Origin of the sequence: Accumulibacter sp., from assembly GCF_036625275.1 — a bacterium.
GTDB lineage: Bacteria > Pseudomonadota > Gammaproteobacteria > Burkholderiales > Rhodocyclaceae > Accumulibacter.
Genome location: NZ_JAZKUD010000106.1, coordinates 1 through 12116, shown reverse-complemented (window position 1 = coordinate 12116; position 12116 = coordinate 1). Strand labels below are relative to the sequence as shown.

Here is a 12116-nt window from a genome sequence, read left to right as displayed (position 1 = left end):
TTGCCTTCGAGTCCGACGGCAAGGTCATGTCGCTGCGCGAGCTGCTGATCAAGGCCATCCGCCACGGCGAGAAGCCCGAGGTCAAGGCCTTCCTCACGACGGTGCTCGATGTCGCGACGGATCGGGAGCACCTGCAGAGCCTGCTCGAAGAACGCGCGCTCGCCCACGACGCCATGGACGCCAGCCGGGTGCAGCGCATCCGCGAAGACATGGAACGCGCCGACGCCCGCCGGCTGCAACCGCATTACATCGAGTCGTTCTTCCACGAAGCCTTCAAGCGGCTCGGTGGCACCGCCAAACAGCGCGAGCCCCGTCGTTACGAAATCACCCACGTGCCCGCCCCGGTGCGCAACCGCGACCGCCTGATCGGCATCGGCGAACCCGTGCTGCCGCGCTATGAGCGAATCGCCTTCGAGAAATCGCTCGTCGCGCCTCAGGGCCAACCGCTGGCGGCATTCGTCTGCCCCGGCCACCCGTTGCTCGATGCCGTGATCGACCTGACGCTGGAACGTCATCGCGATCTGCTGAAACGCGGCAGCGTGCTGGTTGATGAGCGCGATCCCGGAATGCAGCCGCGTGTGCTGTTCTACCTGGAGCATGCCATCCAGGACGCCGGCCTCACCCGCGCCGGTGAGCGTCGGGTCGTGTCGAAACGCATGCTCTATGTCGAAATGGACGCCAGCACGAGCACGCGTCATGTGCACTACGCCCCCTATCTCGACTATCGGCCAATCGCTGCGGGCGAACCCGGCATCGAAGCGATCCTCGACCGCCCCGAATGCCAGTGGATCACGCGCGAACTGGAGAAACAGGTCCAAGGCTACGCCATCACCCAGGTAGTGCCGGAACACCTTGCCGACGTCCGTGGGCGCAAGCTAGAACTGATCACTAGGACCGAAGCCGCAGTCAAGGATCGCCTCACCAAGGAAATCACCTACTGGGACCACCGCGCCGAAGAACTCAAACTGCAGGAGCAGGCAGGGAAACCCAATGCCAAACTCAACTCCGGCGAGGCACGCAAACGCGCCGACCTTCTGCAAGGGCGGCTCGAAAAGCGTCTGGACGACTTGAAGCTGGAAGCGCAAATCTCGCCGCTGCCGCCGGTGGTCCTGGGCGGCATGCTGGTGGTCCCGATCGGCCTGATCAAGACCATGACCGGCGAAACAGCGAGCACACCCACGGCGTCCGTCGACACCCAGATCAGCGCCACCCGCGCGCGCGCGATCATCCTGGACATCGAGCGCCAGCTCGGCTTCGAACCCACCGACCGCGAATTCGAGAAGCTCGGCTACGACATCGAAAGCCGCGTTCCTGGCACCGGCAAACTGCGCTTCATTGAAGTCAAGGGCCGTGTTGCCGGCGCGCCGACGATCACTGTCACGCGCAACGAGATTCTCTTTTCGCTCAACAAGCCCGAGGACTTCATTCTCGCCATCGTCGAGTTCATCGACGACACCAATCACAAGGTGCATTACCTGCGCCAGCCGTTTCAGCGCGAACCCGATTTCAACGCTGTGACCGTCGATTACGACTTTGACGGATTGCTGGCGCGTGCCGGGACACCGCGCTAAGCTCCCCTGCTTGCTTGATTCAGGAGAATGCCCGCTGTAAAGTAAGAATGTAATGCAATCCTTACTGGAGAACGAAATGCTCGCCGTTGCCAAAATCACTGCCAAGGGCCAGACCACGATCCCGCAGGACGTCCGCGCCGCGATGCACGTAACAGCCGGCGACCTGATCGCCTGGGAGGTCGGCGCCGACGGCACGGCGACCGTCCGCCGCGTGCAACCGCTGGACATCGAATATCTGCGTGCTGTCGAAGGCACGCTCTCCGAGTGGTCGGGCAGCGCCGACGAGGAAGCCTATCGTGAGCTTTGAACGCTTCGCGGTCGTCCGCGTGCCGTTTCCCTTCACCGACCGCAACGCCACGAAGAACCGCCCGGCGCTGGTGCTCTCGAACGCCGCGGCTTTCAACACTCCTGCCGGCCATTCGGTGATGGCGATGATCACCTCGCAGGCCAACGCCCCCTGGCCGCTTGACTGCCCGATTGCCGATCTCGCCGCCGCCGGCTTGCCGGCGCCGTCCAAGGTGCGTTTCAAGCTCTTTACCCTCGACCATCGTCTGGTGCGCGGCGAACTCGGGAAGCTCGCGGCGCGCGATGCCATGGCCGTTCGCGCCGGACTGGCCCATTTGCTGGAAGGCGACGCATGAATCGATACGTGCCAGAAATAATCTCAACAGTGTTGAGACTTTTGCACGGAGATCCATTGCCCACCGCCCGCGGTCGTGCTTTCCGGGCTGATTTCCTATGACCGGCAATCCAGCCAAGTTGGCTCTGGGTGAGATCCGCAGCAACGAACTGGGATTCTCACGATTGGCAGTGCTTGCGGCTGTCCTGGATAGCTATCTGCTAGATGTAGTCGACGTGGATTTCTCGGCCTGCACTTGGTTCGACGCCAACATGAGCGCGCCACTCGGCGTCGTTTTTGCTCATGCACTTGATAACCTTAACACTCTCAAGCCTTGTGGGCTTCGACAGGGTGTCGAAGCCATTCTTGCCAAGAACCACTTCCTTACGGGATTCGGGTTTCCAGAAAAGGCCGATACGCATGGCACAACGATTCCGTACCAACGCTTTTCGGCCACCGACGACCGCTACTTTGCTGCCTACCTGAACAGACATTTGCGCGGCAAGGACCTGCCGATCATGTCGGAAGCCTTGTCGCAGCGTTTCAAGAACAGCATCCTGGAGATCTTTGTCAATGCGGCGATGCACTCTGACAGCAAACTGGGCATCTTTGCCTGTGGCCAGTATTTCCCACAACGGAATCGCCTCGATTTCTGCGTCGCCGACGCGGGGCTCGGAGTTCGCCGCAAGATTTACAAGGAGCTTGGGCTAAAGATGAACTCCGACAAGGCCATCGAATGGGCCTTGCAGGAGGGCAATACAACTCGAAAGGGCAGCGTCCCCGGAGGACTCGGCCTTAAGCTGATCCGGGAATTCATTGCCATGAACAAGGGCCGCATCCAGATCGTATCAGACAGAGGCTACTGGGAATTCAGTCCACAGGGCGAAACCTTGACACGCATGGACACTTCATTCCCGGGAACCGTAATCAATATAGAAATCAACACGGCGGACACCAGCAGCTATCGTTTGCGCGCCGAATCGAAAAACTGAACAAGGGGATTGCCACCATGGCTGATCGCGTCACACTAAAAATATTTGACATTGTCGGCGGCCCGGTATGGGTATCCACCGACGACGGTCAAAAGGTCTTCGACAAGATCGTGGCCGCGTTCAAGGCCAATCGTGCTGTCGAGCTTTCGTTCGCCAACCGGGAGAACCTGATCACGGCGTTTCTCAATGCCGCGATCGGTCAGCTCTACGGTGGCCAATATGACGAAGCCTTCCTGCAGCAACATCTCGCCTTTGCCGACATCTCTGACGACGACCGCGCAATGCTCGGACGCGCCATCGAAAACGCCAAGCGCTACTTCGCCAACCAGCAAGCCTATGACCAGACCTGGCAAGAGGTCATCGATGAAGACGAAGAATAGTGCGCACGACGCGGCGGCCTACCCTTACCAGGTGGGCGAGCAAATACTCATTGATGCCAATGTTTGGCTCTACCTGTTGCCGCCCGCGTCGCAACCCACACCATCATGGGCGGCCGCCTATTCCGGCACGTTTTCTAGTCTCTTGCAGGCAAGGGCGCAGCCGGTAGTCGATGCTCTGGTCTTGAGTGAATACCTCAATCGCTACGTGCGCATCGAATACGACGCGGCATGGAAAAAAGCTTATCCGAGGTTCAAGGACTTTCGGCAATCCAATGACGGCGCCAATGTCCTTCAGTCAGCCGTGGCCGAGGTCAAGCAAATCCTGAAGAACAGTTCATCGCGTGACACCCATCTGGAAAAAATCGACATGCCTGCGGTGCTTGCCGCCGTGCAGAGTGGCACCGTTGATTTCAACGATGCCTTGCTGATCCAGAACTGTCGGCTGAATGGCTGGAAACTTCTCACCCACGACGGTGATATGACGTTGGGCGGGATCGATCTTCTGACCACGAACAAGAAGCTCCTGAGCGCGTGTCCATGACACCCAAGAAAAAGCTCATCGAAGTAGCGCTGCCGCTGGAGGCGATCAACATCGCCAGCGCGCGCGAGAAGTCTATCCGCCACGGGCACCCGAGCACGCTGCACCTGTGGTGGGCGCGGCGACCGCTGGCGGCGGCTCGGGCGGTGATCTTCGCGCAGATGGTCGATGACCCGTCGGCGCATCCCGACATTTTCCCCACCGAGAAGAAGCAGGAGAAGGAGCGGCAGCGGTTGTTCCGCATCATCGAGGAGTTGGTCAAGTGGGAGAACACGACCAACGAGACCGTGCTGCAGCAGGCGCGCGACGAAATCTGGCAGAGCTGGCGCTACACCTGTGTCGAGAATGCCGACCATCCACGGGCGAAGGAACTCTTCGACCGCTACAAGCTGCCGGCTTTTCATGACCCCTTCGCCGGCGGTGGGGCGCTGCCGCTCGAAGCGCAGCGGCTGGGGCTGGAGAGCTACGCCAGCGATCTGAATCCGGTGGCGGTGCTGATCAACAAGGCGATGATCGAGATACCGCCGAGGTTCGCCGGCAAGCCGCCGGTCAATCCGGAATCGCGCCGGATGCTGGACGCATCGGGATCGTGGCGGGGAGCGACCGGCCTGGCCGAGGACGTGCGCTACTACGGCCAGTGGATGCGTGACGAGGCCGAGAAGCGCATCGGCCACCTCTACCCGAAGATCGAGGTCACCGCCGACATGGCGAAGGAGCGGCCCGACCTGAAGCCCTATGTCGGCAGGAAACTCACGGTCATCGCCTGGTTGTGGGCGCGCACGGTCAAGAGCCCCAACCCGGCCTTCGCGCATGTCAATGTCCCGCTGGCGTCGACCTTCATGCTGTCGACCAAAGCGGGCAAGGAAGCCTATGTCGAGCCGGTGATCGAGAGCTCTGGCTATAGCTTCACGGTGAAGGTGGGCAAGCCGAAGGATGCGGAAGGGGCGAAGCTTGGGACCACGGCTGGCAAGCGTGCCGCGTTCCGTTGCTTGATGTCTGGTGTGCCCGTGACCTACGACCACATTCGCGAGGAAGGCAAGGCCGGGCGCATGGGTGCGCGGCTGATGGCCATCGTGGCCGAAGGTGACCGTGGTCGGGTCTATCTCGCGCCGACGCCGGAAATGGAAGCCCTTGCCCTGACCGCGCGGCCAGAGTGGCGACCGGAAACCACCTTGCCGGTGAATCCGCGCGACTTCAAGACGCCGAACTACGGGCTGAACACCTTTGCTGACCTCTTCACCCCCCGTCAACTCGTCGCTCTGACGACCTTTTCCGACCTGGTGCAGGAAGCGCGCGAGTGGGTGAAGCGCGACGCCATCGCCGCCGGCCTGCCCGACGACGGGAAAGCCCTGGATAAAGTCGGCACTGAAGCCACGGCGTATGCGGATGCGGTGGGGGTGTACCTGGGCTTTGGAGTCAGTAAGTCAGCCGATTATTGGTCGAGTATTTGTACTTGGAGATCTGACCCAAAAAACTTGGGCGTTGGGCACGTGTTCTCGCGCCAAGCTGTCCCGATGGCATGGGACTATGCGGAAGGGAATCCCTTTTCGGCATCTTCTGGAAATTACCTTGTGTCCCTTGACTGGATAGTACGAGTCATCAACTACCTACCTAGCGTTGCGAGAGGGTTTGTCCAGCAAGCTGATGCTCAAAATCAGTCTATTGGCGATAGTAAAGTTGTCTCTACAGACCCTCCGTACTACGACAACATCGGCTACGCTGATCTTTCTGATTTTTTCTACGTCTGGCTCCGCCGCTCCCTGAAGCCCGTTTTCCCCGAGCTTTTCGCCACACTCGCCGTACCCAAGGCCGAGGAACTGGTGGCGACACCCTACCGTCACGGCAGCAAGCAAAAGGCTGAGACCTTTTTCCTCGATGGCATGACGCAGGCCATGCACCGGCTCGCCGAACAGGCGCATCCAGCCTTTCCCGTGACCATCTACTATGCCTTCAAGCAAGCGGAGAGTGACGGCGCGGACGGCACAACCAATACCGGCTGGGACACCTTCCTCGCCGCCGTCATCGAAGCTGGTTTCGCCATCAGCGGCACCTGGCCGATGCGCACCGAACTGAGCAACCGCATGATCGGCTCGGGCACCAACGCCCTCGCTTCCAGCATCGTCCTCGTCTGCCGCCAGCGACCCGCCACCGCACCCACTGCCACCCGCCGTGATTTCGCCACCGCCCTCAAAGCCGAACTACCCGCGGCACTGGCTCACCTCCAGCGCGGCAACATCGCCCCGGTGGACCTCGCGCAGGCCGCGATTGGCCCTGGCATGGCCGTCTACACGCGCTACGCCAAGGTGCTCGATGCCGAGGGCAAGCCGCTGCCGGTACGCGCCGCGCTGGCATTGATCAACCAGACCCTCGACGAAGCGCTGGCCGAACAGGAAGGCGACTTCGACGCCGACAGCCGCTGGGCGCTCACCTGGTTCGACCAGACCGGCTTTGCCGAGGGCGATTACGGTGTCGCCGAACAGCTTTCGAAATCCAAGAATACCAGCGTCGGCGGCCTGGACGAAGCCGGCATTCTGGTCTCCAGGGCTGGCAAGGTGCGCCTGCTGAAGCCGGACGAACTGCCGGCCGACTGGGACCCGCTGACCGACAAGCGGCTTTCGCACTGGGAAATCGTGCACCACCTTATCCGCGCGCTGGAAGCCGGCGGCGAAGGCGCCGCGGCCGGGTTGGTCGCCAAGCTCGGCAGCAAGGCCGAAACCGCCCGCGAACTCTGTTACCGCCTCTACACCCTGTGCGAGCGCAAGAAGCGCGCGGTCGAGGCCATGGCCTACAACGGTCTCGTGCAGAGCTGGCCGGAGATCACCCGCCTGGCCGCCGAGAAGCCCTGTGCGTTGATAGCTGGTACGCCTGACCTGTTTGGGCAAGAATGAAGCAGCGAAGGAGCCTGTCATGAAACGACTATTGAACCTCGACGCAGAAGCGCTGGCGCAGTTCTGCAAAGCTCATCACATTCGCCGTCTGTCGCTGTTCGGCTCGCAACTCAAGGGAACGGCCCGGCCGGACAGCGACGTCGATCTGCTGGTCGAGTTTCTGCCGGACGCGCGACCGACATTGCTCGACATGGCGCAGATGGAAATCGAGTTGTCGCAAGCCCTCGGGGGGCGGAAAGTCGATCTGCGTACCGCGCAGGACTTGAGTCGCTATTTCCGCGACGAGGTGGTTCGCATGGCAGAGGTGCAGTATGTCGCCGGATGATCGCTGGCGGGTCGGCCACATGATCGATGCGGCCAGCCAGGCGCTGGCTTTCGTCGAGGGGCGCAAACGGGAGGACCTGGAGAGCAACCCGATGTTACGCCTGGCATTGACTCGCGCCGTGGAGATTGTCGGCGAGGCAGCAACTCAGGTGAGCGAAGCCGGGCGCAGCGAATTTCCCGGCGTACCCTGGCCGCAGATCGTCGGCATGCGCAATCGCCTGGTGCACGCTTATTTCGACATCAACCAGAACATCCTGTGGGATACCGTGCAGCTCGCGCTGCCGGGGCTGCTGGAACAACTGAAAACCGTGCTCGAATCGGAGTGACACCACAATGGCCATCACCAACCACGAGCGCGTCGGCAAAGCGCTGGAGCTTCTGAAAACCGGCCTGCTGCCGTTCATCGAACGGGAGTTAAAGGCCACGTACGGAAACGGCTGGGCTTTCGAAGTGAAGGAGCTCCTGTCTGACACCCGCCTTGGCGCCGGCAAGGCCGAATCCCTCCAGGACGTCGCCGCCTCGCTGGTCGTCATGGATCGCAAATGGGGTGAGGTATTTCGCCAGATCCTCGGCAAGAGCGAGCGCAGTCTGGTCAATGAGCTGGTGACCGTGCGCAACGCCTGGGCGCACCAGGAACCCTTCTCCAGCGACGACGCCTACCGTGCGCTTGATTCGGCTGGGCGGCTGCTCTCCGCCGTTTCGGCCGCGCAGGCGGACGACGTCGAAAAGATGAAGATGGAACTGCTGCGCGTTCGCTTTGACGAGCAGGCGCGCAGCGAAAAGCGGAAATCGGCCAGCACGGCGATCGAAAGCGGCGTCACCGGCAACCTCAAGCCCTGGCGCGAAGTGGTCATGCCGCATGAAGACGTGGCCAGCGGTCGCTACCAGCAGGCCGAGTTCGCCGCCGATCTGTGGCAGGTGCATCTCGGCGAGGGGACGGACGAATATCGGGACCCGGTGGAGTTCTTCCGCCGCACCTACCTGACCGAAAGCCTGAAGGGGATGCTGGTCGGAGCGGTGCAGCGCCTGACCACCGGCGGCGGCGACCCGGTCGTGCAGCTGCAGACCAACTTCGGTGGCGGCAAGACGCACTCGATGCTGGCGCTCTACCACCTGTTCTCGGGCATCGCGCCGACCGAGCTGGCCGGCATAGACGAAGTGATCTCCGCCGCCGGGGCGAGCAGGATTCCGACGACCCGGCGCGTGGTGCTGGTAGGCAACAAGATTTCTCCGGGAAACCCGTCTACCAAGCCCGACGGCACGGTCGTGCGCACCCTTTGGGGCGAACTGGCCTGGCAGCTTGGCGGCAAACCAGCATTCGCGCGGCTGGCGGCCGACGACGAGAAGGCGACCAGCCCCGGCGACGTGCTGCGCGAGCTGTTCAACGACTACGGCCCGTGCGTGATCCTGGTCGACGAGTGGGTGGCCTACGCGCGCCAGCTCCACGACCAGAGCGACCTGCCGGCCGGTGGCTTCGAGACGCAATTCAGCTTTGCGCAGGTGCTGACGGAATCGGCCAAGCTGGCGAAGAACTGCCTGCTGGTGATCAGCCTGCCGGCGTCGGATACCTCGGGCTCGCCACAGAATCTGCCACACTCGCAGGCGAACGACGTGGAAGTCGGCGGCACGCGTGGCCGCGAAGCGCTCGACCGGCTGCGCAACGTCGTCGGGCGTGTCGAATCGTCGTGGCGGCCGGCGAGTGCCGAAGAAGGCTTCGAGATCGTTCGCCGGCGCCTGTTCCAGCCGCTTTCCGACCCGGCGCAGTTCAAGGACCGGGACGTGGTGGCGCGCGCCTTCGCCGAGTTCTACCGCACCCAGCAGGCGGAGTTTCCGCCCGAGTGCCGCGAATCCGATTACGAGAAGCGCATCAAGGCAGCGTATCCGATCCACCCGGAAATCTTCGACCGGCTCTATACCGACTGGTCGACACTGGTGAAATTCCAGCGCACGCGCGGCGTGCTGCGGCTGATGGCGGCGGTGATCCACAGTCTATGGGAGAAGGGCGACCGCAATCCGCTGATCCTGCCCGGCAACGTGGCGATCGACGACGCGCGCGTGCAGTCCGAACTGACGCGCTATCTCTCCGACAACTGGGTGCCCGTGATCGAGAAGGATGTCGATGGGCCGAACTCGCTGCCGCTGAAACTCGACAGGGATTTGCCCAATCTGGGCCGGGTCTCGGCGTGCCGGCGGGTGGCGCGTGCGATCTACATGGGCTCGGCGCCGACCACCGCCGCCGCGCACAAGGGGATCGAGGATCGGCGAGTCAAGCTGGGCTGCTCGATGCCGGGCGAATCGCCGGCGGTGTTTGGTGACGCCCTGCGCCGGATGGCCGGTGCGGCGACCTACCTCTACCAGGACGGGCCGCACTACTGGTATTCGACGCAGCCGACGGTGACCAAACTGGCGGAAGACCGCGCCGAGCAGTTCAAGCGTAATCCAGACAAGGTCGCGCAGGAGATCGAACAACGCCTGCGCAAGGATCTGGAGCGCAAGGGCGACTTCGCGCGCATTCATCCGATGCCGGCGACCGGGGCGGACATTCCCGACGACCTGGATGCACGGCTGGTCGTGCTGGGCGTCGATCATCCGTACAGCAAGGAAGGGAACAGCGCTGGCGAAGTTGCCGCGCGGGCCATGCTCGAGTCGCGTGGCAATGCGCCACGCCTGTACCGGAATACGCTGGTCTTTCTGGCGGCCGACAAGACCCGCCTGCAGGACCTCGACGAAGCGGCGCGCAAATACCTGGCGTGGGAGTCGATCCTCACCGAGAAGGTGCAGCTCAACCTGTCTCCCTATCAGGTCACCCAGGCCGAGACCCAGAAGACCGCCGCCGATGGCACCGTCACCGCCAGGCTGCCGGAAACCTATCAATGGCTGCTGGTGCCGGTGCAGGGAACGCCGCAAGCCCAGATCACCTGGGAGGCGCTGCGGCTGTCCGGGGCGGATTCACTGGCCGTGCGCGTCAGCAGGAAGCTGCGCAGCGACGAGCTGTACTTGACCACCTTTGCCTCAACACGCTTGCGCATGGAACTGGAACGTGTGCCGCTCTGGCGTGGCGATCACGTGGCGGTGAAACAACTGATCGAGGATTTCGCACGCTACATCTACCTGCCGCGCCTCAGGGATTCGAGCGTCCTGCTGAACGCGATCAGCGACGGCGTGAATCTGCTGACCTGGAGGCAGGACGGCTTTGCCTTCGCCGACAGTTTTGACGAGGCGGCGGGTCGCTACCAGGGCTTGCGGGCGGGGCAGATGGTGACGCTGGCCGACGCCCACGCACCCGGGCTGGTCGTGAAACCGGAGGTGGCGGTGAGGCAGCTCTATGCCGAACGCCCGGCACCGGTCTCGGCAGCCACATCGGAACCGCTGAGCCGGGGTGGTTCCGGAACGATTGACGCTCCGCCGACCGGGAGACAAGGAACAGGAGCGGACGCTCAGCCCCCCGCAGCGCGACCAAAGCGCTTCCACGGTACGGCCGTCCTCGATGCCGCCCGCGTTGGCCGCGACGCCAGCCGCATCGCGGATGAAGTGATTTCGCACCTGGTCGGGCTCGTTGGCACAAGGGTGACGGTCACCATTGAGGTGGAGGCGGAGATACCGGGTGGCGCGCCGGATCATGTCGTGCGCACCGTCACCGAGAACAGCCGGACGCTGAAGTTCACGAGCCAGGGGTTTGAGCAGGAGTAGTCTGCTTCGACCCCGCGCTCGCTGGAACCAGCGGCCGCCCTCCGGCTCGATGCTGCGCGAATGCGGGCGCCGCTCGCCGAACCGTTGCTGATTCATGCGTCAGGACGGAACATGACGGGAGATTGACGGCCGGTTGGCGGGTGGGTATGCTCGTACCGGTGCCTTTAGATTTCCCACCACTCAGCGCCAGCATGCTACCCAAGTCGCGGTTGCGTGGCCTGGTCGTCATCATCCTGGGTTTGCTGTCGATCGTGCCCCTGCTCGGCGTGGGTATCTTCTTCCTGGAGACACCGCGTCTGAAGCAGCAGGCTTTCGCGGATCTGAACGCCATCGCTGACTTGAAGGCGAGACAGGTCGAAGCGTGGTTGGCGGAGCGGTACGGGGACGCGGTTGTCCTGGGCGCCAGCCCCGGCCTCATTGAAGATACCCTACTGGCGGCGGCCGGGCAGAACTCCGCTGCACGACGGCGGATCGCGGAACGTCTCGAGACGCTCAAGCGGGCGTACGCCTACGAAAGCTTCGTGGTGGTCGACGCGAGCGCCCAACAAATCCTCACCATCGGGTTGCACGAAGCCATTGCCGAAGCGCCTGTCCAAAAGGCGCTCCAGACAGCGTTCCAGACCACCCGAGTGGCGACGACAGATCTCTATCGGAGCGATTCCGGCGGTGTCCACCTGGACCTGGTTGCGCCGCTGGTGAAGGAGATCGATGGCAGACGACAAGGGGTGGGCGCCGTCATCCTCGACACGCCGGTCGAAGGTATCGTGTTCCCGTTGATCCAGAGCTGGCCGACGCCGAGCCCGAGCGCCGAGACGCTGCTGGTGCGTCGGGAGGGGGACAACGTGTTGTATCTCAACGAATTGCGCCATCGCAAGGCAACGGCGCTGGTATTCAGTCAAGCGCTTGATGATCGCGAACTGCCGGCCGCCCGCGCGGTGCTGGCCGGCACGGCGCAGGTCATGGAGGGGAAGGATTACCGCGGTGTCCGCGTCTTGGCGGCGACGCGCCCCGTAGTCGGTACGCCGTGGCATCTGGTGGCGAAGATCGACCGCGACGAAGTGCTGGCGCCACTGCGGAACCTGGTGTTCTGGGTCAGCCTGGTCGCGACGTCCGC

Annotated in this window: 11 protein-coding genes; all 11 read left to right on the top strand. The window is 62.9% G+C overall.

The genetic code is table 11. The features are described 5' to 3' along the window. The coding region (locus V5B39_RS19695) for a DUF3883 domain-containing protein (protein WP_332344547.1) at nucleotides 1–1571 on the top strand (1571 nt) is incomplete at its 5' end. A 76-nt stretch (nucleotides 1572–1647) separates the two neighbouring features. Then, on the top strand, nucleotides 1648–1878 hold the full coding sequence (locus V5B39_RS19690) for an AbrB/MazE/SpoVT family DNA-binding domain-containing protein (RefSeq protein WP_034898509.1): 231 nt from the start codon (nucleotides 1648–1650) through the stop codon (nucleotides 1876–1878). Then, nucleotides 1868–2212, top strand: coding sequence for a type II toxin-antitoxin system PemK/MazF family toxin (locus V5B39_RS19685; protein WP_332344545.1), 345 nt, complete (start codon nucleotides 1868–1870; stop codon nucleotides 2210–2212). The genes V5B39_RS19690 and V5B39_RS19685 overlap by 11 nt, the downstream gene beginning before the upstream one ends. 97 nt (nucleotides 2213–2309) lie before the next feature. Then, on the top strand, nucleotides 2310–3182 hold the full coding sequence (locus tag V5B39_RS19680) for an ATP-binding protein (RefSeq protein ID WP_332344544.1): 873 nt from the start codon (nucleotides 2310–2312) through the stop codon (nucleotides 3180–3182). A 17-nt stretch (nucleotides 3183–3199) separates the two neighbouring features. Next, entirely contained in the window at nucleotides 3200–3562 is a 363-nt protein-coding gene (locus V5B39_RS19675; RefSeq protein WP_034898464.1) for an STAS-like domain-containing protein, read from the top strand. Then, nucleotides 3546–4103: a PIN domain-containing protein gene (locus tag V5B39_RS19670; protein WP_332344543.1), complete on the top strand. Its 558-nt coding sequence runs from the start codon at nucleotides 3546–3548 to the stop codon at nucleotides 4101–4103. Before V5B39_RS19675 ends, V5B39_RS19670 begins: the two co-directional genes overlap by 17 nt. Then, on the top strand, nucleotides 4100–6988 hold the full coding sequence (locus tag V5B39_RS19665; protein WP_332344542.1) for a DUF1156 domain-containing protein: 2889 nt from the start codon (nucleotides 4100–4102) through the stop codon (nucleotides 6986–6988). Before V5B39_RS19670 ends, V5B39_RS19665 begins: the two co-directional genes overlap by 4 nt. A gap of 19 nt (nucleotides 6989–7007) precedes the next feature. Beyond that, nucleotides 7008–7313, top strand: coding sequence for a nucleotidyltransferase family protein (locus V5B39_RS19660; protein ID WP_332344541.1), 306 nt, complete (start codon nucleotides 7008–7010; stop codon nucleotides 7311–7313). Then, complete coding sequence (locus V5B39_RS19655) at nucleotides 7300–7638, top strand: HepT-like ribonuclease domain-containing protein (RefSeq protein WP_332344540.1); 339 nt, start codon at nucleotides 7300–7302, stop codon at nucleotides 7636–7638. Before V5B39_RS19660 ends, V5B39_RS19655 begins: the two co-directional genes overlap by 14 nt. A 7-nt stretch (nucleotides 7639–7645) precedes the next feature. Next, nucleotides 7646–11002, top strand: coding sequence for a Swt1 family HEPN domain-containing protein (locus V5B39_RS19650; RefSeq protein ID WP_332344539.1), 3357 nt, complete (start codon nucleotides 7646–7648; stop codon nucleotides 11000–11002). 191 nt (nucleotides 11003–11193) lie between these two features. Further along, nucleotides 11194–12116 (top strand): cache domain-containing protein (locus tag V5B39_RS19645; protein WP_332344538.1); only part of this gene is annotated, 923 nt, incomplete at its 3' end.

Excerpts from the sequence above, each read along its gene's own strand:
- V5B39_RS19690 (WP_034898509.1), top strand. The coding sequence starts at position 1,648 with ATGCTCGCCGTTGCCAAAATCACTGCCAAGGGCCAGACCACGATCCCG.
- V5B39_RS19675 (WP_034898464.1), top strand. The coding sequence starts at position 3,200 with ATGGCTGATCGCGTCACACTAAAAATATTTGACATTGTCGGCGGCCCG.
- V5B39_RS19660 (WP_332344541.1), top strand. The coding sequence starts at position 7,008 with ATGAAACGACTATTGAACCTCGACGCAGAAGCGCTGGCGCAGTTCTGC.
- V5B39_RS19655 (WP_332344540.1), top strand. The coding sequence starts at position 7,300 with ATGTCGCCGGATGATCGCTGGCGGGTCGGCCACATGATCGATGCGGCC.
- V5B39_RS19665 (WP_332344542.1), top strand. The coding sequence starts at position 4,100 with ATGACACCCAAGAAAAAGCTCATCGAAGTAGCGCTGCCGCTGGAGGCG.
- V5B39_RS19680 (WP_332344544.1), top strand. The coding sequence starts at position 2,310 with ATGACCGGCAATCCAGCCAAGTTGGCTCTGGGTGAGATCCGCAGCAAC.
- V5B39_RS19650 (WP_332344539.1), top strand. The coding sequence starts at position 7,646 with ATGGCCATCACCAACCACGAGCGCGTCGGCAAAGCGCTGGAGCTTCTG.
- V5B39_RS19670 (WP_332344543.1), top strand. The coding sequence starts at position 3,546 with ATGAAGACGAAGAATAGTGCGCACGACGCGGCGGCCTACCCTTACCAG.